The 21,419-nt window shown below is 27.5% G+C and carries 26 protein-coding genes and 1 riboswitch; of the genes, 20 read left to right on the forward strand and 6 right to left on the reverse strand.

Annotated elements, in window-relative coordinates:
- Positions 1-7: 7 nt before the first annotated feature.
- The 5 genes from J2Z24_RS12715 (at position 8) to J2Z24_RS12735 (ending at position 3,474) form a co-directional block, all read left to right on the forward strand.
- Positions 8-649 (forward strand): lactate utilization protein, encoded by a 642-nt coding sequence (locus tag J2Z24_RS12715; RefSeq protein ID WP_035145726.1) that lies wholly within the window; start codon positions 8-10, stop codon positions 647-649.
- A gap of 292 nt (positions 650-941) precedes the next feature.
- Positions 942-1,709, forward strand: a complete 768-nt coding sequence (locus J2Z24_RS12720; RefSeq protein ID WP_051593149.1) for a class I SAM-dependent methyltransferase — start codon at positions 942-944, stop codon at positions 1,707-1,709.
- Positions 1,710-1,812: 103 nt separating this feature from the next.
- A complete protein-coding gene (locus J2Z24_RS12725; RefSeq protein WP_173679850.1) occupies positions 1,813-2,220 on the forward strand; it encodes a hypothetical protein in 408 nt (135 codons plus the stop codon).
- Between the two features lie 290 nt (positions 2,221-2,510).
- Positions 2,511-3,041: a YcxB family protein gene (locus tag J2Z24_RS12730; RefSeq protein ID WP_051593151.1), complete on the forward strand. Its 531-nt coding sequence runs from the start codon at positions 2,511-2,513 to the stop codon at positions 3,039-3,041.
- A gap of 37 nt (positions 3,042-3,078) precedes the next feature.
- Entirely contained in the window at positions 3,079-3,474 is a 396-nt protein-coding gene (locus tag J2Z24_RS12735) for a hypothetical protein (protein ID WP_035145728.1), read from the forward strand.
- Between the two features lie 91 nt (positions 3,475-3,565).
- On the opposite strand, the gene J2Z24_RS12740 is transcribed toward J2Z24_RS12735, so the two are convergent.
- Positions 3,566-3,820, reverse strand: coding sequence for an AbrB/MazE/SpoVT family DNA-binding domain-containing protein (locus J2Z24_RS12740; protein WP_035145729.1), 255 nt, complete (start codon positions 3,818-3,820; stop codon positions 3,566-3,568).
- 417 nt (positions 3,821-4,237) lie between these two features.
- Here J2Z24_RS12740 and J2Z24_RS12745 point away from each other — a divergent pair, with 417 nt between their 5' ends.
- From J2Z24_RS12745 to J2Z24_RS12755, 3 genes are all read left to right on the forward strand, one after another.
- Positions 4,238-4,894, forward strand: coding sequence for a pentapeptide repeat-containing protein (locus J2Z24_RS12745; protein WP_035145731.1), 657 nt, complete (start codon positions 4,238-4,240; stop codon positions 4,892-4,894).
- A 116-nt stretch (positions 4,895-5,010) separates the two neighbouring features.
- Positions 5,011-5,454, forward strand: coding sequence for a GNAT family N-acetyltransferase (locus tag J2Z24_RS12750; protein ID WP_242990791.1), 444 nt, complete (start codon positions 5,011-5,013; stop codon positions 5,452-5,454).
- Positions 5,455-5,534: 80 nt separating this feature from the next.
- Positions 5,535-5,768, forward strand: coding sequence for a TIGR04540 family protein (locus J2Z24_RS12755; RefSeq protein WP_035145736.1), 234 nt, complete (start codon positions 5,535-5,537; stop codon positions 5,766-5,768).
- A 337-nt stretch (positions 5,769-6,105) separates the two neighbouring features.
- Here J2Z24_RS12755 and nagE read toward each other — a convergent pair whose 3' ends face one another.
- Positions 6,106-7,518 carry an N-acetylglucosamine-specific PTS transporter subunit IIBC gene (gene nagE, locus J2Z24_RS12760; protein WP_035145737.1) on the reverse strand — a complete coding sequence of 471 codons (1,413 nt, stop codon included), beginning with the start codon at positions 7,516-7,518 and terminating at the stop codon, positions 6,106-6,108.
- A gap of 353 nt (positions 7,519-7,871) precedes the next feature.
- Here nagE and J2Z24_RS12765 point away from each other — a divergent pair, with 353 nt between their 5' ends.
- Positions 7,872-8,351, forward strand: a complete 480-nt coding sequence (locus tag J2Z24_RS12765; protein WP_035145740.1) for a PTS sugar transporter subunit IIA — start codon at positions 7,872-7,874, stop codon at positions 8,349-8,351.
- Between the two features lie 36 nt (positions 8,352-8,387).
- On the opposite strand, the gene glcT is transcribed toward J2Z24_RS12765, so the two are convergent.
- Positions 8,388-9,242 (reverse strand): glucose PTS transporter transcription antiterminator GlcT, encoded by an 855-nt coding sequence (glcT, locus tag J2Z24_RS12770; protein WP_035145741.1) that lies wholly within the window; start codon positions 9,240-9,242, stop codon positions 8,388-8,390.
- Between the two features lie 240 nt (positions 9,243-9,482).
- On the opposite strand from glcT, the gene J2Z24_RS12775 reads away from it, so the two are divergent.
- Genes J2Z24_RS12775 through nagB form a run of 4 tightly spaced genes read left to right on the forward strand, consistent with a single transcriptional unit; the run spans position 9,483 to position 13,048 of the window.
- Positions 9,483-10,214, forward strand: coding sequence for a GntR family transcriptional regulator (locus J2Z24_RS12775; protein ID WP_035145743.1), 732 nt, complete (start codon positions 9,483-9,485; stop codon positions 10,212-10,214).
- A 28-nt stretch (positions 10,215-10,242) separates the two neighbouring features.
- Positions 10,243-11,121 carry an N-acetylmuramic acid 6-phosphate etherase gene (murQ, locus tag J2Z24_RS12780; RefSeq protein WP_035145745.1) on the forward strand — a complete coding sequence of 293 codons (879 nt, stop codon included), beginning with the start codon at positions 10,243-10,245 and terminating at the stop codon, positions 11,119-11,121.
- Between the two features lie 14 nt (positions 11,122-11,135).
- Positions 11,136-12,278, forward strand: a complete 1,143-nt coding sequence (nagA, locus tag J2Z24_RS12785; protein WP_035145748.1) for an N-acetylglucosamine-6-phosphate deacetylase — start codon at positions 11,136-11,138, stop codon at positions 12,276-12,278.
- A gap of 44 nt (positions 12,279-12,322) precedes the next feature.
- The gene (gene nagB / locus J2Z24_RS12790; RefSeq protein ID WP_035145750.1) at positions 12,323-13,048 is read left to right on the forward strand and encodes a glucosamine-6-phosphate deaminase; all 726 of its coding nucleotides are present in this window, start codon (positions 12,323-12,325) and stop codon (positions 13,046-13,048) included.
- A 66-nt stretch (positions 13,049-13,114) separates the two neighbouring features.
- On the opposite strand, the gene J2Z24_RS12795 is transcribed toward nagB, so the two are convergent.
- The gene (locus J2Z24_RS12795; RefSeq protein WP_035145752.1) at positions 13,115-13,501 is read right to left on the reverse strand and encodes a hypothetical protein; all 387 of its coding nucleotides are present in this window, start codon (positions 13,499-13,501) and stop codon (positions 13,115-13,117) included.
- A 117-nt stretch (positions 13,502-13,618) separates the two neighbouring features.
- Between J2Z24_RS12795 and J2Z24_RS12800 the strand changes: the two genes are divergently transcribed.
- The 4 genes from J2Z24_RS12800 (at position 13,619) to J2Z24_RS12815 (ending at position 16,991) form a co-directional block, all read left to right on the forward strand.
- Positions 13,619-14,320, forward strand: a complete 702-nt coding sequence (locus J2Z24_RS12800; protein WP_035145754.1) for a response regulator transcription factor — start codon at positions 13,619-13,621, stop codon at positions 14,318-14,320.
- Positions 14,321-14,401: 81 nt separating this feature from the next.
- Positions 14,402-15,325 (forward strand): ATP-binding cassette domain-containing protein, encoded by a 924-nt coding sequence (locus tag J2Z24_RS12805; protein WP_035145755.1) that lies wholly within the window; start codon positions 14,402-14,404, stop codon positions 15,323-15,325.
- Positions 15,318-16,070, forward strand: coding sequence for an ABC transporter permease (locus J2Z24_RS12810; protein ID WP_035145756.1), 753 nt, complete (start codon positions 15,318-15,320; stop codon positions 16,068-16,070). The genes J2Z24_RS12805 and J2Z24_RS12810 overlap by 8 nt, the downstream gene beginning before the upstream one ends.
- Positions 16,071-16,088: 18 nt before the next feature.
- On the forward strand, positions 16,089-16,991 hold the full coding sequence (locus J2Z24_RS12815) for a sensor histidine kinase (RefSeq protein ID WP_035145757.1): 903 nt from the start codon (positions 16,089-16,091) through the stop codon (positions 16,989-16,991).
- A 55-nt stretch (positions 16,992-17,046) separates the two neighbouring features.
- Here the strand turns inward: J2Z24_RS12815 and J2Z24_RS12820 are convergent, their stop codons facing one another.
- Positions 17,047-17,535 carry a GNAT family N-acetyltransferase gene (locus J2Z24_RS12820; protein ID WP_035145758.1) on the reverse strand — a complete coding sequence of 163 codons (489 nt, stop codon included), beginning with the start codon at positions 17,533-17,535 and terminating at the stop codon, positions 17,047-17,049.
- 191 nt (positions 17,536-17,726) lie between these two features.
- On the opposite strand from J2Z24_RS12820, the gene J2Z24_RS12825 reads away from it, so the two are divergent.
- Together J2Z24_RS12825 and J2Z24_RS12830 are read left to right on the forward strand one after the other, a co-directional pair.
- Positions 17,727-19,172 carry a flavocytochrome c gene (locus J2Z24_RS12825; RefSeq protein ID WP_035145760.1) on the forward strand — a complete coding sequence of 482 codons (1,446 nt, stop codon included), beginning with the start codon at positions 17,727-17,729 and terminating at the stop codon, positions 19,170-19,172.
- Between the two features lie 90 nt (positions 19,173-19,262).
- Positions 19,263-19,610: an FMN-binding protein gene (locus tag J2Z24_RS12830; protein WP_035145762.1), complete on the forward strand. Its 348-nt coding sequence runs from the start codon at positions 19,263-19,265 to the stop codon at positions 19,608-19,610.
- 43 nt (positions 19,611-19,653) lie between these two features.
- On the opposite strand, the gene J2Z24_RS12835 is transcribed toward J2Z24_RS12830, so the two are convergent.
- Positions 19,654-20,046 carry an ACT domain-containing protein gene (locus J2Z24_RS12835; protein ID WP_035145763.1) on the reverse strand — a complete coding sequence of 131 codons (393 nt, stop codon included), beginning with the start codon at positions 20,044-20,046 and terminating at the stop codon, positions 19,654-19,656.
- 455 nt (positions 20,047-20,501) lie between these two features.
- Between J2Z24_RS12835 and J2Z24_RS12840 the strand changes: the two genes are divergently transcribed.
- A complete protein-coding gene (locus J2Z24_RS12840) occupies positions 20,502-20,933 on the forward strand; it encodes an N-acetyltransferase (protein ID WP_035145764.1) in 432 nt (143 codons plus the stop codon).
- Positions 20,934-21,052: 119 nt separating this feature from the next.
- Positions 21,053-21,238: riboswitch (cobalamin riboswitch) on the forward strand.
- The last annotated feature ends 181 nt before the right edge of the window (positions 21,239-21,419 follow it).

The raw sequence follows: 21,419 nt of genomic DNA on the forward strand, positions 1-21,419 counted from the left end.
AATTTTTATGGATAGCAATGTTTTATGGTATATAAAGAATCGAGTTGATAGGACTATAGATAATTTAAGGAAACATAATATGGAAGGTTTCTTTGTTAAAGATAATGATAAATTGGTAGAACTTTTAAAAGAACTCATTGCTGAGAAATCTGTAATTGGTATAGGTGATTCTATGACACTATTTGAAACAGGAGTAATAGATTTTCTTCGTAAAGGTAAGTATACTTTTTTAGACAAATATAAGGATGGAATTACAAGTGAAGGAAAAAAACAAATTTATATTAAAAATTTTTCTGCAGATACTTTTATGTGTAGTACAAATGCTTTAACGGAAAGTGGCGAACTTTATAATATTGATGGTAATGGAAGTAGAGTTGCTCCTATGATATATGGGCCCAAACAGGTTATTTTAGTATGTGGAATTAATAAGATTGTTAAGGATATAGATGAAGCGGAAAAGAGAGTAAGAAACTATTCTGCACCAATTGATGCAAAAAGGTTAAACAAAAATACTCCTTGTACCAATTTAGGCTATTGCATAGATTGTAAAAGTCCAAATAGAATTTGTAATGACTTTGTAGTTATTAGAGGACAGTTTATTAAGGGAAGAATAAAAGTAATTATTGTTGGGAAACAGTTAGGATACTGATAAATTTACATTATTTTATATACATGGACATACAATGAATTCAATAAATATTTTATTAGAATATAAAAATAAAAGCTTTGAATAGTTTTATAAGACTATTCAAAGCTTTTTTATAATAGTAAATTTTTTATTTCATATTGACAAAGATAAAAACAAATTATAAAATATATAAAGTCGATAAATTACATTATATCATAATTATATTAAAATATCAATATGTTTTTGAAAATAATTTTAGGAGGGAATATAATGAAGGATAACAAGGCAAGTATCACAGTTCTAATAACCGCTTTTGGCAGGGGGCATAGGCTTTGTTGCTCCAGATAAAGCGAAAACTTGCAAGGATAAAGAAGCTGCTTTAAGAATAGTTGTTCAAAATCAAATAGCTCCTATTTCTTTATCACGTAGTAGGTACACAGAAGATATGTTAAAACTTGCTGTAAGACTTGGTGTAAAGCAATATATTATTTTAGGAGCGGGATTTGATACTTTTGCATTTCGAAACAAGGAGTTATTAGATCATATTGATGTGTTTGAATTAGATCATCCTGCCACCCAAGAATTAAAATTAAAACGAATTAAAATGGCTGGATGGGAAGTACCTAAAAATTTGCATTTTATACCTATTGATTTTTCAAAAGGTAACTTTATAGAACAAATGAAAAAATCAACTTTTGATAAAAATAAATTAAGCTTCTATAGTTGGCTTGGTGTAACTTATTATTTAACCAAAGATGAAATAGTAGATACATTAAAAGATATAGCAAATGTTTCACCGAAAGGCAGTTCTGTTGTTTTTGATTACGCAGATCGTAACATATTTGATATTGAAAAAACAACAAGACGTGTACAAAATATGATACATGCGGCTATCCAATGTGGAGAGCCCATGAAAAGTTGCTATTCATATAGGGAATTAGTTTTGGATTTAGAAAAGGCAGGTTTTCAACTCTATGAACATTTGACTCCTTTAGAAATTGGACAAAATTATTTTAAAGGAAGAGATGATGATTATACTGCTTTTGAAAATATAAATTTTGCATTAGCAGTAAAAGAGTAAATAAAGAAGTAAGTGGATTAAAAATATAATAAAGCAATGAAGGGTTTAATTTTAAAGAGATGATTTATATATAGTTGATAAATTCTAATATATGATGTATACTGTGTTAAGTGTAAAAATAAGAGTAGAAAGGTTAAAAAAGGTTTTAAAAGCTAATGATTTTATAGAATACAGAAACTTAATGGGCAAATTAAGTAATGTAGAAGTGAGAAAATGGTATAATTACCATGACAAAAATATTATTAATAAAATAGATAAATCCTTGTCAATAAAACAGCAAGCTATACAAGCCCATTATTTAAGAAATAAGTATAGAACGGAAGCTAGAAAATTAATGAGAGATAGAAAGCTTGCAAAACATTTGGATATTAATAATCATAACCTGCCATTTGAGTATTATGAAAATAAATATTTAAAACAAGGATATAGTAATGATTCTCTTTATGAAAAAATACTAGATGCTTCAACTAGATCAAATAAAATGGTAAACAAAAAATTAGGAATAGTATAGAAGCAAACTTAAAAATAAGTAGAGTATTTAACTGTAGAGAGTAGTGTAAATTTAATTATACCCTAAGAAAAATCTTAGGATATTTTTGTTTTTTGATAATTAATGATAAATTGATTATATATGCAGCATAATATTCTAATTTCTATTTATTAATATGTTATAATTAATTAATAATAAATAAAAGTACTCTGTACTTTTGTTTACGTAGTACAATTGGCAATTAAGAATAATTTTTATCTATTTAGAACTGTCAATTTTGTTATTACAGGAACAGGAGGAGTATTAATGTTATGGATGAAAAAATGCTATTTACCGTAAAGACCACAATGGAAAAGGAAGATTATCGAAAGTTCTTATATGTAGCTACATTTAAGAAAACACCAATCATTATTCCAATGATATTATTTATGGCTGCAATTGGATCAGCTGTTATAGCTTTTGATAAAGGTTCATTTAATATAGTTACATTTTTAGTTACTTGGGTTATTATGACAGCTTTTATTTTTGGCATTATTTGTTTTAAAGTTGAAGATAGAAACAAGAAAAGGATTAGAACGGATAAAGTAGGGGCTTTTGGTACTTATCAAACAGTAATATTTTATGAGAATTGTATTGTTACATTTAATGAGAAAATTGAAGGAAAGAGTAAAATACGTTATGATCAGTTGTATCGTGTTCTTGAATCCAAAGATTATTTGATTTTTTATTATAATGAAAATATGGCTTCACTGATACGTAAGAAAGATATTGAAGAAGATGATAGGACTAAAATTATAGAATTATTACAAAGAAAATTAGGAAATATTTTTAAGAGCATATAATTTAGTACTAGGGATCAATATATAAGGAGCTTAAAAAATGAAAAAAAGAATATTGTCAAATATTACCAGGGGTATATTTGTTTTATTTATTATATGGACTGTAGCTACAGTTTTTATTGCTTATAACAATATAAATAATTCATTTGCCGGCAAAGTTGTAAGTGGTTATATAATGTTTATCTTTTTCTTTATTTTTTATATTAGTTTTATTACTATTTTAAACATTATAAAGTTGAATGGATGGGAAATAAGAAAAAGATTAAACAGGTTTTTTCTTACTTTTATAATACTTTTGGCAGTAAATATTTTATTAACATATCTAATTAAAGGTCAAGTAAATATATTAAATCAAATATCAACTCCTTTGGGATTTTCTTTTGGTATTGCTTTTTGGGATATTTTATTTAAAAATAAGGATAGTATAAATAATTAAGTTATGTGTTGGGTCTGTACTAGTATTAGATCCAACATATAAAATAATATTTATAATATTTTATATAGTTCATCCATCCATTAAATATTGTTTATATTTCTGTTTTGAAAGATTTTAAATCTCTTTTACATTCTTCGCAAATATACATAGATTTGAAGAGAGTAACATTATTCATATTACCACAAAAAGTACAACCAGGAGAGTACTTTCTTAAAAATATAGCATTTTCATCTCTAAAAATTTCTAATGAATCTCCTTCTTTAATAAAAAGTAACTCTCTTGTTTCTTTTGGTATTACTATTCTACCAAGTTCGTCTACCTTTCTTACCATTCCTATTGATTTCATAACAACATTCCTCCTAATTTTTTATTATTTTTTAATGTAGTTCTAATATAATATATTTGAATAATAAGTTACAAGGTTCATATTTTCAAGTTATGGAAAATATCTACCAATTTATTAATAAAAATTTATAAATTATTTTTATAATCTTTAGATAATCATTGAAAGAAGTTTGTTTCAGAAATACTTTATGCACAAAGAAAAAGGTATTCATATATGTTATAATTATCCTATTAAATTATTATTAAATTTATAGGTAAAATCATAGATAAATTTTATAAACTAGTTATTGAAAATAAAAATTATAAAGATATTAGGACTATTGAAAATAACATATTTATAATAACTGATGAAGAGAAATATGAGAAAATTGAATTTGAAGAAATCACTTGGAAATAAGGATAAAAGAGGATGATTAATATGAAGGAAGATAAAAATAATATAAGGGTATTAAAACCTAGAATTCCCAATGAGTTAGCTAATTTTGAACATTTAGAAAGTAATATATTAGATTATGATTCAGTTTCAACAGTAATTATAAATAAGTGTCATCTAGAAAATCTTAATGCTAGAAAGGTATCTTTTAAAGAAATCATATTTAACAATGTAGTATTTAGAAATGTGTCATTTGAATGTAGTGAATTTATGGATATAAGATTTGAAAACTGTGATTTATCAAATGTTAATTTTATAGAATCTTCAATACATAGAGTTGAATTTGTAAACTGTAAGCTCATAGGCATTAATTTAAGTGAATCAACTATTAGAAATGTTATTTTTAATCAGTGTAATGGACAATATGCATTTTTTAGATTTGTAGATTTTAAACAAGTTTTATTTAGTGATTGCCAACTTCCATTTGCTGATTTTCAAGAAAGTGAGTTTTCTAAAGTTGAATTTAAAAATACGGATATGACTCAAAGCCAAATGTATGGTACTAAGTTAAAAGGAATGGATTTTTGTAGTTGTAACATTGATGGAATGGGGGCAAGAATTGAGGACGTTAAGGGGGTTATAGTTACACCTGCACAAGCTATTTCACTTGCAAGTTTAATAGGAATTGTAATTAAAGTATAGAAAATTTTAGAATAGGAGCTATATTTGATGAAATATATAGACTGTAATGGTAAAAAATTTTAATTAGAAAAGCTATTAAGTCAGATGCTAAAGAATTAATAGAATATCTTAATATAATTGGTGGTGAATCAGATTTTTTAACATTTGGAATAGGGCAGTTTGGAAGAAGTATTGAACAAGAAGAAGAATTTATTTTAAATGCTTTAAATAAGAAAAATACATTATTCATTATAGCCGAAATTGATGGAAAGATAGTTGGGAATTTGAATTTTTCTGGAGGAGCAAGAGAAAGAAATTTTCACGTTGGAGAGTTTGGAGTAAGTGTTCTTAAAAAATATTGGGGAAATAGTATAGGTGAAGAGCTCATTAAATATTTAATTAATTGGAGTAAAAATTCCAGAATAATTAGAAAAATTAATTTAAGAGTTAGAACTGATAATACACGTGGGATTTACCTATATAAGAAATTTGGATTTTTAGAAGAAGGAGTATTAAAAAGAGATTTTTTAATTAATGATGTATTTTATGATTCGCTATTAATGGGAATGATAATAAATTAATAAATTGCTGTAAGTTATTAGAGTAAATATTATAAAAAGATTTATGAAAGTTAGTAAGAAAAGATATGGAGGAAAGTAAGATGAGAACAGTTTATAAGAACCCAAAGGAATTAGCTATATGCGTGAAGGATTTAGTAGATTTATATTTAGAGGGACTTATGACATATGAGAAATTAGAGGAGAAAGTAGTTAAGATTAGTAAAGCTAATGAAGAGAGATTTTATAAAAATGGAATTATAGATACTAAAATAGCCAATACATTAGGTGATTTAAGAATAGATATTGTAAATAAAATATTATTACATAAAGAATAAATAATAGTTATAAATTATATAACTTAAGATAAAATAACCACTATAAAGATTATATTAAATTTTAATATTTTTTATAGAATATGATAATATTTAGTATAAAACAATTTCCTACACTAATTAGTTCATTTGCGTGGGAAGTTTTCAATATTACTAGAAGTCATGCTATGAGATCTATATTTCAAGTTATTTTTAAGTGTTAGAAGTAAAAAGTAATAAAAGATAATGAATTTCTAAACTATAAAAAAATATTACTGGAAAATAAAATTTCCAGTAAATTCTTAATTATATAAATTATCTAGTTCTTCAATAGTAATCAAAAATTTTCTCATTTTATAAATTACTTTTTCATTAATTCTTTCATATGAGTTACTAATGGATCAGCTATTGTTCCAACAACTATTTGGAAATTTTTATCATCAAGTTTCATAACTCCACTAGCGCCTATTTTTTTCAATCTTGATTCGTCAATCATCTTTCCGTCATTAACAGATAGTCTTATTCTAGTTACGCAGGCATCTAAAACATCTATATTATTTTTTCCACCAATAGCATCTAAAATTTCAGCAGCCTTAGGTGTAAGGTCTGAATTACTTAAACTTGAGAAAGCTGAAGTAGTTTCTTCTTCCATATCTCTACCAGGTGTAGATAGGTTAAATTTAATAATACAGAATCTGAATACGAAGTAGTAAAGTACGGCATAAACTAAGCCTACTCCAAATAAAAGTATTGGCTTTGATGCTATACCAAAGTTTAAAAGATAGTCCATGAAGCCTGCTGAGAAGCTAAAACCATCCTTTATTCCAAGCAAGCAGGTAATCCCCATGGAACTTGCAGTAAGGATTGCATGGACAACATATAATGCAGGAGCTAGGAACATGAATGAAAATTCTATTGGCTCAGTTATACCGGTTAAGAAAGAAGTAAATGCTAATCCAAGAAGCATACCAGAAAGTTCTTTTTTAGCTTTTAAGTCGCGTACCTTGGCAGTATGAATCATAGCTAAACATGCTGCAGGAAGACCAAACATCATTATTGGAAAGAAACCAGTCATATAAGTTCCAGCAGTTGGGTCCTGAGCAAGGAATCTGTTAAAGTCACCAATAATAGTTTGGCCTGCTGGTGTGGTGAATGATCCAAATTGTTGCCAGAATAATGTATTAAGAACATGGTGAAGTCCAAATGGAATCAATAATCTGTTAAAGAAACCAAATATTATAGCACCTAATGCTCCAGCATGAGCTAATGTGTTACCAAATGCATTTACAGCGCCTTGACAGTGTGGCCATATATAGTATAATGCTATACCTATGAACATGCTATAAAAAGACATTACTATAGGAACAAATCGCTTACCACCAAAGAAACCTAAAAAGTCAGGAAGCTTAATAGCCCTGTATTTGTTATATAAATAAGATGCTAAAATACCTACTAAAATACCTTGTAAAACACCCATATTTAAACTGCTATTAAATCCAGCTACATCATACATTACTTTATAACCTACTATAGCTGCTATGGCTGCTACACCATTATTTTCTTTAGCTAATCCTACAGCTACACCTATTGCAAATATAATCGGCAAATTACTAGTTATAGCATTTCCAGCCGCATTCATCCAACGTATGTTAAGCAAGTCACCAGCACCAAGTCTTACTAGCAAACCAGCTGCTGGTAGTACAGCTACTGGAGTCATAAGAGCTTTACCTAGTCTTTGTAAACTTGCTAATACTTTATTATTACCTTTAGACATTAATAAACCCCCCTCATAAAATTTATTAATAAATATGATTAATTAATGCCGTACGCTCATCAATTAATCATAAATTAAAACAAAAAAAAGCTGAAAAGGTTAAACCTTTTCAGCTTTTGCCCAAAATTTAATTTGGTTACACGCTGATAACTTAATTTCATTATAATACTTTTTAAATTAATGTCAATACATAATTTAAAATTTTTAATTAATTTAGAATATTGACAAATATAATTCGAAGATATATACTTATTAACAAAGAAAACGTGTAACTGTTAAATCAGGCATGAGTTTGCAACTTATGCCTTTTTTTTATTTGTTTATAATAAAAATAACTTTAGGGGGGTCAATATATGTTTAATTTATTTAAAAAAAGTAATTCTATAATAGCACCTATGTGTGGAAGAGTATTAGATTTATCAAAGGTACCCGATGGTGTTTTTGCTAGTAGATTAGCAGGAGATGGGGTGGCAATTGATTGTTCTGAAGATGTTATAGTAGCTCCTGCAGATGGCACGTTATCTTTAATATTTAAAACAAATCATGCCTTTGGTATTACCCTTGACAATGGAATAGAGTTGCTAATTCATATAGGAATAGATACAGTGAAGTTAAAAGGAGAGGGTTTTCAAAGACTAGCAAGAGAGAAAACTAGAGTTAAGGTTGGGGAGCCTATAGTAAGAATAAATAGAAAATTCATAAAAGAAAAAGGATATTCTTTAATTAGTCCTATATTAATTACTAATGTGGAAAAAATTGAACAAATAAAAGGTAATGTAGATATTAAAGTTACCTCAGGGAAAGATATCATTTTTACTTATAAAATTAAATAGAAAAGCCCTTGCATTTTTGCAAGGTTCTTTTCATACTTATTTGTTACATGAATTCATAAATTTTTCTATGTGTATTGCTAGATAAGCAGTTTCATCGTCTACAACCTTTGCATATAATTCATCTTCAAGTATTTTACTTACTTTTTTTGCAAGTTTATATGATTTAGCATATTGTTTTTTTATTGTTGGTAAAAGATCATTTTTTATAGGAGTGTCATTTAAAATTCTTTCAATAGCAAAGCGAATATGAGTTAAAAAACGTGCATAATCTAAAGATTGTTTATCAATCTCTATATTTAATTCATCTTCTATAAATTCTATTATAGTATTAGATAAAAATGTATATTTTAAAGTATTAGATAATTTACCTTGGTTTCTTGCAGAATGTATATGAAGTGTTATAAAACCAACTTCTCCATCAGGTATTATTATATTTAAACGATCTTCCAACATATTTACAGCTTTTTTTGCAATTTCAAATTCTTTTTTGTATAAAGTTTCTGTTTCCACAAGAAAAGGATTTTCAATCTCATCATTCTCCATAAGTCTTTTTAATGTATACGAAATGTGGTCTATGAGAGAAATGTGTATTTTTTCATTGAGTTGTTCTTCTAATTTATCTGAAATCATTGAAATTACTTCTTCACATAACCCTACAATTTTGCTATCAGTATGAGAAATAAGTTCTTTAAAATTATTAAAATTATCTTTATTTTCTATAGCAAATATTTTATCTACAGGTGTTTTTAAAGGAATGATGTCACCTGTATGTTTGCCGAAACCTATTCCTTTACAAAATAGTATTTTTTCTGCACCATCTTGGTTAACTAAAAGTACATTATTATTAAAAACTTTTATAACTTTATAATTGCTAACTAATAAATTTTTCATAAAACATACCTCCCATCCGAAAAAAGGTAAATAATTATATTAAAACTTCTATAAATATTAATAATAAATAGAAAATAATAAAGATATAAGTATTTGTATATACAACATATCAATATAATGTTATAATAACATATATAGTAATAATTTGTATATAGCTAAATTAAAACATTGATAATTATGTAAGAAATGACTCTAAATAGGAACATTTAATGTACTAACATATATAAGGAGGAAGATGTAGTGAGAAAGATATCTAAGAATAACCCTCTGCCACTTCATTATCAAATTAAAGAAATTTTACAAGAGATGATTGAAAATGAAGAACTTAAACCAGGTGAAGTAATACCAACAGAAAGAGAGCTTTGTGAAATACAAGGTGTAAGTAGAATGACTGTAAATAAAGCAATTATGTCTTTAGTAAATGAGGGATTACTATATAGGGAACAAGGTAAAGGAACTTTTGTATGTAAACCTAAGAGAAAACAACAAATATCTGAATTAAAGGGTTTTACAGAAGAAATGAAGGAGAAAGGACTAAAAACTGATACGGAGATTTTATCATTTCAAGTAAAAGAAGGGACTAAACAGATAAGATCTATATTATGCATGCCTAATAATGAAAATAAAATTATTGAAATAAATAGATTAAGAAAAAGTGAAGGAGAACCAGTTGCAATAGAAATAGTATGGATTCCTTATAATTTATTTTCAGACGTGACAAAAGAAACCATAGCTGGTAAGTCTTTATATTCAATATTTAGAGAAAAATATGGTTATTATCCAATGAAAGCTAGACAAACTATAGAGCCTATAATGCTCAACGAGTATGAAGCAGAGTTATTAGATCAAAATGAAGGAGCTTTAGCTCTTATGTTTAGAAGAACAACTTATATGGAAAATGAAGTCCCAATAGAATATACAAAAGCTATTTATAGAAGTGATATATATAAATATGAGATAACATTAAAATAATTTTAATTATAGAAAGAAGATGTGTCTTATGGATAAAAGAAATTATAATACTATAAACTTAGATAGTCTTAGTACTTTTGATATATTAAAAAAAATAAATAATGAAGATAAAAAAGTAGCCCAAGCTGTTGAAGAAGAGTTAACTAATATATCAGAAGCAGTAGATATTATCGTAGAAAGTATGAAAAGAGGAGGTAGGATGTTCTATATAGGTAGTGGAACTAGTGGAAAACTTGGAGTCATAGATGCATCAGAATGTCCGCCAACTTTTGGAGTAGATGATTCTATGATACAAGGTATTATATCAGGAGGAGAAAGAGCCATAAGTGGATGGCTAGAACATACAGAAGACAATGAAAAGTTAGCTGTAGATGATATAAACAAAAGAGGAGTAAATAAGAAAGATGTTCTAGTAGGAATAAGCGCTAGTGGAAATACACCTTATGTTAAAAGAGCATTAGAGTATGGAAGGGACATAGGATGTAAAACTATAGGAGTTATGTGTGATAAAGAAGGAAAAATAAAAGAAGTATGTCATTTGGCTATAGCGGTAGATGTAGGACCAGAAGTAATAATGGGATCTACTAGGATGAAAGCTGGAACAGCTCAAAAAATGATTTTAAATATGTTAAGTACAACGGCTATGATTAAATTAGGGAAAACTTATTCAAATTTAATGGTAAATGTAAAGCCTATAAATAAGAAGCTTGAAAATAGAGTAAAAGAGATAGTTCAATTAGCAGTAGGGAAGGAGCTAAATAATGTAGATGAAATATTATCTAAGTGCAATTATGATCCTAAAATAGCAATAGTAATGATTAAAACTGGAATGAGTCTAGAAGAGGCTAAAGCTTCCTTAGATAGAAATAATGGTGTAGTGTATGATGCTTTAAAAAATGTTAAATAAAGGAGGAAGCATTTATGAGAGCTATAGTTAATGGGAGAATAATAACAGAGGATGATCTATTAGAGAATAGAGTAGTAATATTTGATAAAAAAATATTAGAAATAGTAGACGAAGGCAAATTAAAAAATTTTAATTTAGAAGAAATTATAGATGCAGAAGAAAACTATATTTGTCCAGGACTTATAGACTTGCATATACATGGGGCAGGTGGAAAAGACACTATGGATGCAGAAATAGAATCTATAAAAATAATAAGTAATACTATATGTAAAAATGGAGTTACAGCTTTTTTACCCACTACTATGACTATGAGTAAAGAAAAAATATACAATGCTTTTAATGTTATAAGAAAATGTATGAATTTGGACCTAGGTGGAGCTAAGGTAATAGGTGCTCATATGGAGGGACCTTTTTTAAATGAAAATTATAAAGGAGCTCAAAAGGCAGATTATATAATAAAGCCGTATTTTGATTTTATAAAAGGTTTTGAAGATGTTATAAAGATTATAACACTTGCTCCAGAACAAGATGAAAATAATGAATTTATAAAAAAGGTAAAAAAAGAAACGAACATAGTTTTATCTATAGGACATTCTAACGCTACTTATGAGGAAGCTATTTTCTCTATAGAAAATGGAGTGAATCATGCTACTCACATTTTTAATGCTATGACACCTTTAAATCATAGACAACCGGGTGTTGTAGGAGCAATTTTTGGTACTGATATATCCTGTGAACTTATAGCGGATAAAATACATGTGCATAAAGGTGTTTTTAATATTTTGCTTAAAGTAAAAGGAAAAGATAAAATTATTTTAATAACTGATTCTATGCAAGCAGGATGTATGAAAGACGGAATATGGGAATTAGGTGGGCAAAAAGTAATAGTAAAAGAAGGTTCAGCTAGATTGGAAAATGGTACTTTGGCAGGAAGCATTTTAACTTTAAATAAAGCTATTAAGAATATCTTGGAAAATACAAATTTAAAAATATGGGAAGCAGTGGCTATGGCTTCAGCAAATCCAGCAAAAGATATAAATATATATGATAAAAAAGGAAGTATATCTATAGGAAAAGATGCTGATATGGTTATATTTGATTCGAAATTTAATGCAAAACAGACTATGGTAGAGGGAAAAACAGTGTTTAAATGTTAATATTTATTTAGTAGTTAAGGATTAATTTACAGGGGGATTTATAAATGAGAGTGATAGTTGTTGATAATTATAAGAAAATGAGTGAAAAGGCGGCAATTATGGTAGCTAGCCAAATTGTATTAAAACCTGATAGTATACTTGGATTGGCCACAGGAGATACACCATTAGGAATGTATGAAGAATTAATAAAAATGTATAATAATAATGAAATAGATTTTTCACAGGTTAAGTCTTTTAATTTAGATGAGTATTATGGATTAAATAAGAATAATACTCAAAGTTATAATTATTATATGAGAGAGAATTTATTTAAACATATTAATATGAAAGAAGAAAATATAAATATACCAGATGGAACTGCTAAAGATATACAAGCTGAATGCAAAAATTATGAGAAGAGAATTAGTGAACAAGGTGGAATAGATCTTCAAATATTAGGTATAGGTGTAAATGGACATATTGGGTTTAATGAACCTGGCATTGACTTTGAGGCAGAAACACATTTTGTAAATTTAGATGAAAAAACTATAAAATCAAATTCAAGATTTTTTAATTCTATAGAAGAAGTTCCCACAAAGGCTATTAGTATGGGAATAAAAACAATAATAAATTCTAAAAGAATAGTTCTACTTGCCTGTGGTGAGTCGAAGGCAGAAGCTATATTTAGGACTATGAAAGGTAAAATAAATCCTAAGACTCCTGCATCTATATTACAGCTTCATAGTGATGTTACCTTAATTATAGATAAAGAAGCAGCTAGTAAGCTTTAGTTATAAGTAATTGTTAAAAACCTTATGTAAATTCATGAAATTAAAAACATGAATCTACATGAGGTTTTATTTGATATTTTGAGTTAATGCATGAATAATTTTATCTTTTATATATTTATTTTTATAAACAACATTCAATGAAAATTTGCATTTATCCATTATTGATATAAATGATAAATTTTTATTTGACTTTAATAGTGTTTTAACTGCTTTATTTATCTTATTATTTATAATTTGTAGTTCTTTATAATGCTTTATTTCTTCTAATATATAAATTCTAAGATCTGGATACATCCTTATAACTAAAGGATCTATATTGGTTTTTTCTGCAACAGTAGCAAAGTTTAATCTTTCATTTATAGATATCATGGAATTAAGAACATTTTTTATATCGGCTTTATATTCTTCTATATCTTTATAACACGAAACTTCATTATTTGAATAGTTTTCCATATTAAATCTCCTCATTCGACAAAATCTATATTTCAATAATATAGCATTATAAGAATATTGTAAAATAAATTATGGTATAATTGATTTAATTTTATAGACAAGCTGGTGATATTTGATATGAATGATAGTATAAGTATATTGGTTGTTGAAGATGATGTAGATATAAACAATTTACTGTGTAAGATGTTAGATAAACAAGGTTATAAGGTAAGAGGAGCTTATTCAGGTTCTGAAGCTAAAATGTGTATTGAATATGAGGATTTTCAGTTAGTATTGCTGGATTTAATGCTTCCTGGAATAACAGGAGAAGAACTGATTTGTGAAATAAGAAAGATTAAAATTATGCCTGTTATAGTTATTTCTGCAAAATCTGCACAGGATACCAAAATAGAAGTGTTAAAGCTTGGTGCAGATGATTTTATATCTAAACCTTTTGACACTAATGAGGTTTTGGCAAGAATAGAAGCTCAGTTAAGAAGGTATATGATATTTTCTAATACATTTGTGAAAAATAATACTTTAGTATTTAAGGATTTGGTTTTGAACCGTGAAACTTTAGAAGTTACAGTTAGGGGTGAAAAAATTTATCTTACTGCAAGAGAATTTACTATATTAGAACTTTTGATGGCTAATCCAAGTAAGGTTTTTACAAAGGCTAATTTGTTTGAACACGTTTGGAATGAGGAGTTTCTTGGTGATGATAATACAGTAAATGTACATATAAGTAATATTCGTTCAAAGTTGGCTAAAATTAATTCTGACATGGAATATATACATACTGTATGGGGAATAGGGTATAAAATCAGTGATAAAACTTAAGACTTTCTTAATCTTTTCTTTAGAGTATCTTGTTAATTATATTTTAAAATATGATTAAACAAGAAAGAGGAGGAGATTTATATGGATCATATAATACTTAAGACTAAAAATATTACTAAAAAGTATGGTAATCATCTAGCCGCAAATAATATTAATATAGAGGTAAAAAAGGGCGAAATTTATGGTCTCGTTGGGAAAAATGGAGCAGGAAAAACTACTCTGCTTAGAATGATATGTGGACTTACAGTGCCATCAAAGGGAGAAATTGATTTATTTAACGAAACATCTTTTGGTGGATTAAATAAATCTAGAAGAAGAACAGGATGTATAATTGAAACTCCAAGCTTTTATCCATATTTATCTGCAAGAAAAAACCTTGAATATTATAGAATACAAAGAGGAATTCCAGAAAAAGGTTGTATAGACGAAGTACTTAAAATTGTGGATCTTGAAAAGGACTCAAAGAAAAAATTTAAAAACTTTTCACTAGGTATGAAGCAGCGTTTAGGGTTAGCTCTTGCGTTAATGGCAACACCAGACTTACTTATTTTAGATGAACCCATCAATGGACTTGATCCTACGGGAATTGTAGAATTTAGAGAAATTTTGTTAAAACTAAATAAAGAAAGAAATACTACAATAATCATATCTAGTCATATATTAGGAGAGCTTTCGCAGATAGCAACTATGTATGGATTTATTAATAACGGAGAGCTTATAGAGCAGATATCATCTAAAGAATTGAATGAAAAATGTAGAAGATGTATATCTATTAAAGTAAAAAATATTGAAAAAGCTATTGTGGCAATTGAGAAGGAACTTCATTGCAATGAGTATGAAGTATTAAATGATAATGAGATTAGATTATATAAATATATAGATACTCCTGAAATAGTAGCTCAAGCTCTTGTAAGTAATGGAGTCATGTTATCCTCAATGAATCAAATTGGTGCAAATTTAGAAAATTATTTTATTAATTTGATTGGAGGTGCTCATCATGCTTAATTACATAAAAGCAGAGCTTTACAGAAATTTTAATAGGTTATATTTTTGGGGTTATACTGGTGGAATATGTATTTTTATATTGGCAATTAACATAATTATAAAAACGACTAGTATTGGCAACGATGTAAACTTAACCGTACTTTTTCAAGCAGCAACTTTTATGCTTGGAATTCCAGTATTTTTGATAGTAGCTATGGTTGATATGTGTATAGCAGAAGAAGAGAGGAATGTTACTTTAAAAAATGTTGTATCTTTTGGATTTGAAAGAAATAAATTAGTATTATCAAAAATTATTGCAACAATAATTCTTTCTATAATATCAGCAATTATTATATTAACTATGTTTTTTGGAAGCGCTATGATATTATTGCCTATTGGTGATAAATTTTCTACAGATATTATAATAAATTTTACAAAGAGATTATCTGGTTCAATGGTATTATGGATTGCAGCTATATCAGTATGTTCCTTTTTAGCTTTTGTTATTAAAAGTAATACAATGTTTAGTTTGATATATGCCATGACTTTTTTATTTTTTAAAAAAATTGTTTTAATACTTTCAAATCTTGTTTCTGATAAATTTAAATACATTTATGACATACTTATTACAACTCAATTAGATGTTTTAGCTAAAGAAGAATTAACAAATTCTAATTTGAGTTATGCAATTTTAATAGGAGTTATATATATAATAGTATTCACTATTTTAACTATGGTATATGTAAAAAATAAAGAGATTAAATAAAAAGAGAGGGTGACATTTATGCAAAGTTTAACTATTATTTTTCTTATAATTATAGCTGGTATATTTGCCATCCTTTATAGTTTGCAATATAAAGAAATAAGAAATATAACTAATCAATTAAAAGAAATTAATAAAATTAAAACCAATTCAAAAATATTATTATCTACCTCAAATAAGATAGTAAAAAAGCTGACTTTAGAAATAAATAGAGCTTTAGAAGAAAAATGTAAGACTGAGGCTGAATATAAGAAAATGGATTTAGAAATTAAACAGGCTATTGCAAATATTTCACATGACTTAAGAACTCCTTTAACATCTATAATGGGATATATTCAACTTATGGAAGAGGACAGCTTATGCGAAGATGAGAAGAAACAGTATATAGATATTGTAAAAAGGAGAACAAAATCACTACAATCTTTGATAAATAGCTTTTATGATTTATCAAGACTTGAGGGGAATGAATATAAATTTAAACTTGAATCACTTAATTTATATAATATAATGTGCGATGTAATAGCTTTATTTTATAATGATTTTCTACATAAAGGAATAGAACCTATTCTTAATATAGAGGAGAAAATACCGTTAGTTATTGCGGATGATAATGCAGTAAGGCGTATAATTTCAAATTTAATACAAAATATGATTAAATATAGTAAAGAATTTATAAATATAACTTTAAAGCAACAAAGAAATTATATAGTAATGACATTTACCAATGATGCAAAGGATTTAAAGAAAGAGGATGTAAATTATTTGTTCAATCGATTCTTTACAGCAGATCACACTAGAAGTGGAAAAAGTACAGGACTTGGACTTGCTATAGCTAAGAAATTAGTTGATAAAATGGGACATGAAATTTTTGCAGAATTATCAAGAGATAAGCTTAGTATAATAATAAAATGGAAAATAAGATGAGATATGTAAGTGCCAGGTATAAGTGCCTGGCACTGTAGCTATTAAAGAAATTCATTTAAAACTCTAAAATCATATCATACCATTGGGCGCCGCCGTGTGTGGATTTAGATATACCTTTATTTACATATCCAAATTTTTCATAATAGTGAATAAGCTTATTTTTACAAGTTAAAATAACACCTTTGCGACCAGCCTTTCTTGAAACTTCTATCATATGATTCATTAACTGTGCTGCAATTCCCCGATTGCGATAATCTGGCATTACATCAAGTCCAAAAATAGTTTGATAATATCCATCTGGAATATGGAGTGTAGAATTTTTATAGAGTTCATCATAGATAACAGTTTTATTTATAATACAACCATTGATAAATCCAATTATTGTTCCTCCAAGTTCTGCTACAAAAAAGCTTTCTGAGAAGGTTTTAATACGTTGTTCTAAAGAGGTTCTTGTAGCTGCTTCTGCATATGGAAAACAGCTTTCTTCTACTTTTGATATTGAATCTAAATCTTCTATGGATGCTTGTCTAATAGTAATATCCATTATAATCTTCCTTTCATGAAAAGTGTCAATATAATATTCATTATAACATATAATAAAACTTCGGTTCATAGTATTGAGGAGCATAGGTATCTTAAGTGAAACTATAAATTATCTTTAAAATATTTATATAGTAATATATAATATATGTTGTTATTAATAGGGGTTCACCTATGAGATTGGAGGATTAGGCTATGAATTTAAAAAAGCTACTATCTATTGTAACTGTAACCATGCTTACAGTTGGAAGTTTAGCAGGTTGTGGAACTAGTAAAACTAGCACAGTGGAAGGGACGACTTCAACAAAAGCTGATATAGTTATAGTTGGTGCAGGGGGAGCAGGGCTTACTGCAGCAGTAGAAGCTAAAAATGCAGGAGCCAATGTTATAGTTCTTGAAAAAATGCCAATGGTAGGAGGAAATACTCTAAGGGCAACTGGAGGAATAAATGCAGCGGGAACTAAATTTCAAAAGGGAAAAAATATAAAAGATAGTGTTGAAAAGTTTTATGAAGATACAATGAAGGGTGGATATTATAAAAATAACCCTGAATTAGTTAGAGTTTTAACTTCTGAAGCAGCAAATGCAGTGGAGTGGCTGGCAGATTTAGGTGCAGATTTAACAGATGTAGGAAGGCTTGCTGGAGCAAGTAATGATAGAGCCCATAGGCCTGCTGGTGGTGGAGAAGTTGGCTCAAATATAGTAAAAACTTTGAAAAAAGCAGCAGAGGATAAAAAAATTAATGTAAGGCTTAACAGTAAAGTAGTAGAGATATTAAAGGATGGTAAAGGAAATATAAAAGGAGTAAAAGCATTAAATGAAGATGGCAAGGAATACACTATAGATACAAAGTCAGTTGTTATTGCAACTGGTGGTTTTGGATCTAGTGAAGAAAAAGTTGTTGAATATAATTCTAAGTTAAAAGATTTTGGGACAACCAATCACCCAGGAGCAACTGGGGATGGAATTGATATGGCTGTAAAATTAGGAGCGGAACTTACACAAATGGATCAAATACAAACTCATCCAACAGTAGTTCCTAAAACAGGCATGATGATTACTGAAGCAGTAAGAGGAAATGGTGCTATACTTGTAAATTACCATGGAAGTCGTTTTATAAATGAATTAGCTACAAGAGATGTAGTATCAAAAGCTATACTTAATCAAAAAGGAAAAACAGCCTATCTTTTATTTGATGATAATGTTAGAAAGAGCTTGAAAGCTATAGAAAGTTATATAGATATGGAGCTAGTAACGCAGGGAAATTCTATAGAAGATTTAGCTAAAAAGATTAATGTCAATCCACAGGTATTAAAGAAAACAGTTAATGATTATAATGGATTTGTAAAGAATAAAAAGGATGTTCAATTTAATAGAGCAGATATGCCACGTTCTTTTGAAAATGGCAAGTACTATGCTATTGAAATTGCACCAGCTGTTCATTATACCATGGGTGGTATAAAAATTAATAAAAATGCTGAAGTATTAGATAAATCAGGACAAGTTATTAAAGGCCTTTATGCTGCTGGAGAAGTTACTGGAGGTGTCCAGGGAGGAAATAGATTAGGAGGAAACTCTTTAGCAGATATAATTGTTTTTGGTAGAATAGCAGGAAAAAATGCAGCTACTTCTGTGAAATAGATTTTGATTACACATATTTAAAGAGATAACTAGTTCGGCATATTTTTAATTTGTTATTTCTTTTTAGGTGTTTTGATGGAGGAAAATATAATGAAAAAAACAATTTTATCAATGATAATAGTTTTAACTTTAGGAATAGTTCTTATAGGATGTGGATCTGAGGGAGTATATAAAGATGGAGAATATAAGTCTAAGGAAAAATTACGTAATGGTGAACTGAATATAACTGTAGAAGTTGCTAAAGGAAAAATAAAAAACATAAAGGTTGATGCAGAAGAAAAAGATAATGGAATTTTAGATGGAGTAAAAAATGTATTAATCCCAAAGATAATAAAGAAGCAATCTACAGAAGGTGTAGATACTGTTACAGGAGCTACAATATCTAGCAAAGCTATACTAAAAGGTGTAGATGAAGCTTTAGCTGGAGCTAAGAAATAATAGGATCCAGGCATTGTATTTTCACAGTGTCTGGCTCCTATTATTATTCATTAATAATTTCATAGTTTTCCTTAGACAATGCATCTACAGCGGTATTGATATCTTTATTTTTAATAAGGATATAATCTGTATCATAGGTGGAAATAGCAAATATACTTATTCTTTTATTTGCTAATATTGTACTAATTGAAGACAAAATTCCTATTAATGAAAAGTCTAATGGACCTTCAATTTTTAAGATTCGCCAATCTTTTTCCGATTTTATATCATTAGGAATACTAGATTCAAGGCAGACAAATGATAATTCGTCTAATGTTTTTGTTATAGAAAAAAAATCACCATTTTTTACCCAGTCAGGAATTAAATCTTCTTTGTTTAATCTACAAACTCCAAATTTTTCTTTTAATAATTTTATTGTTAAAATTTTTTCTGACATATTTTATTTCTATCCTTTCTTTTTAGATGTTAAGTTATAAACATGATATCATAAATCCCTGTAAAATTGTTGATATAATTTTATATTTATGTTAAAATAACTCCGAATAAATTAAAATAAAGTATAGGTGAGGTGTTTGATGCGCGGAGTAGTTCTTTAGTTATTAAAAATTATTATAAAAATATGTCAAAACAGGTACTTATAATACCTTAGTTTGTGATATGTTTAGTCAAAATAACTATGAAGATGCTATTTCCACTCATCAAATATTAATATATAAATTAAGACAGATGTTTTATTTATATGACTTTTGACATTAAACTGTGGAATTAATCCACAGTTTTTTATTTTTTAAGCTTGGACTATAGGATGATAAAAATATATATTAAATATATAATAGAATGTAGTATCTTCATGGTAGTAGCAGAAGTATTATTAATTAGGAGGAAACTACTATGATTAGAAAATTAAATGAAAATGAAATTAATAGAGTTATGAAAATCTGGAAAGAAGCTACTATAAAAGCTCATGACTTTATACCAGAAAAGTATTGGATAGAAAATTATAGTATTGTAAAAGAAGAATATATTCCAAAATCTGAAACCTATGTGTATTTAGAAGAGAGTGATATAAAAGGATTCATAAGTGTAATTAATGGTGAATATATAGGAGCATTATTTATAGATGTAAGTTGTCAAGGAAAAGGAATTGGAAGAAAATTAATTGATTATGTAAGAAATATATATAATAAATTGTCCTTATCGGTTTACAAGGATAATGAGAATGCAGTTAATTTTTATAAAAAAATTGGATTTCAAGTGAAGTGTGAAAAAATAGACAAACAAACTCATAAGTTTGAATATATTATGGTTGATAAAATATTATAAGTTATTTTTCTACAAAATGTATAATGTTTTTTAAAATTATGTTGACATAGTATTACTAGAAATGGTACAATTATACAAAATAGTGTAAATTTTTTAAAATATTAAATGTATTTTAAAACTGAATAAAACATATTTTAGATTCTTAATAAAGATTAATAGGGAAAGAGGTGTAAATCCTCTACAGCCCCTGCTACTGTAATGCAGACGAAACTTTTATTAACCACTGTGATACTTAATGGATCATGGGAAGGAAAAGGATTAGAATGAAGCTAAGTCAGGAAACCTGTCTAAAACATTTAAGTAATTTCTTCGGGGAGGGAGAAAGTTTCTTAAGCATGCTAATACTAATAAATATATTTTTATTAGATTTGTTGTTGTTGATAAAATAGAAGGAGCTGTCGCATTAGCATAAAAAATTTGCTAACGCGACAGCGTTTTTTAGGTATTTCATAGCAACTTTAAAGATGCTTTAAATCCAAATGAGTT

Source organism: Clostridium tetanomorphum, from assembly GCF_017873215.1.
Taxonomy (GTDB): Bacteria; Bacillota; Clostridia; order Clostridiales; family Clostridiaceae; genus Clostridium_AO; species Clostridium_AO tetanomorphum.

Coding starts and splice junctions, on each gene's coding strand:
- J2Z24_RS12825 (WP_035145760.1), top strand. CDS start 17,727: ATGAATTTAAAAAAGCTACTATCTATTGTAACTGTAACCATGCTTACA.
- J2Z24_RS12730 (WP_051593151.1), top strand. CDS start 2,511: ATGGATGAAAAAATGCTATTTACCGTAAAGACCACAATGGAAAAGGAA.
- glcT (WP_035145741.1), bottom strand. CDS start 9,242: ATGAAAAATTTATTAGTTAGCAATTATAAAGTTATAAAAGTTTTTAAT.
- J2Z24_RS12830 (WP_035145762.1), top strand. CDS start 19,263: ATGAAAAAAACAATTTTATCAATGATAATAGTTTTAACTTTAGGAATA.
- J2Z24_RS12815 (WP_035145757.1), top strand. CDS start 16,089: ATGCAAAGTTTAACTATTATTTTTCTTATAATTATAGCTGGTATATTT.
- nagE (WP_035145737.1), bottom strand. CDS start 7,518: ATGTCTAAAGGTAATAATAAAGTATTAGCAAGTTTACAAAGACTAGGT.
- J2Z24_RS12745 (WP_035145731.1), top strand. CDS start 4,238: ATGAAGGAAGATAAAAATAATATAAGGGTATTAAAACCTAGAATTCCC.
- J2Z24_RS12765 (WP_035145740.1), top strand. CDS start 7,872: ATGTTTAATTTATTTAAAAAAAGTAATTCTATAATAGCACCTATGTGT.
- J2Z24_RS12715 (WP_035145726.1), top strand. CDS start 8: ATGGATAGCAATGTTTTATGGTATATAAAGAATCGAGTTGATAGGACT.
- nagB (WP_035145750.1), top strand. CDS start 12,323: ATGAGAGTGATAGTTGTTGATAATTATAAGAAAATGAGTGAAAAGGCG.
- J2Z24_RS12810 (WP_035145756.1), top strand. CDS start 15,318: ATGCTTAATTACATAAAAGCAGAGCTTTACAGAAATTTTAATAGGTTA.
- J2Z24_RS12795 (WP_035145752.1), bottom strand. CDS start 13,501: ATGGAAAACTATTCAAATAATGAAGTTTCGTGTTATAAAGATATAGAA.
- J2Z24_RS12755 (WP_035145736.1), top strand. CDS start 5,535: ATGAGAACAGTTTATAAGAACCCAAAGGAATTAGCTATATGCGTGAAG.
- J2Z24_RS12840 (WP_035145764.1), top strand. CDS start 20,502: ATGATTAGAAAATTAAATGAAAATGAAATTAATAGAGTTATGAAAATC.
- J2Z24_RS12820 (WP_035145758.1), bottom strand. CDS start 17,535: ATGGATATTACTATTAGACAAGCATCCATAGAAGATTTAGATTCAATA.
- murQ (WP_035145745.1), top strand. CDS start 10,243: ATGGATAAAAGAAATTATAATACTATAAACTTAGATAGTCTTAGTACT.
- J2Z24_RS12805 (WP_035145755.1), top strand. CDS start 14,402: ATGGATCATATAATACTTAAGACTAAAAATATTACTAAAAAGTATGGT.
- nagA (WP_035145748.1), top strand. CDS start 11,136: ATGAGAGCTATAGTTAATGGGAGAATAATAACAGAGGATGATCTATTA.
- J2Z24_RS12800 (WP_035145754.1), top strand. CDS start 13,619: ATGAATGATAGTATAAGTATATTGGTTGTTGAAGATGATGTAGATATA.
- J2Z24_RS12735 (WP_035145728.1), top strand. CDS start 3,079: ATGAAAAAAAGAATATTGTCAAATATTACCAGGGGTATATTTGTTTTA.
- J2Z24_RS12835 (WP_035145763.1), bottom strand. CDS start 20,046: ATGTCAGAAAAAATTTTAACAATAAAATTATTAAAAGAAAAATTTGGA.
- J2Z24_RS12740 (WP_035145729.1), bottom strand. CDS start 3,820: ATGAAATCAATAGGAATGGTAAGAAAGGTAGACGAACTTGGTAGAATA.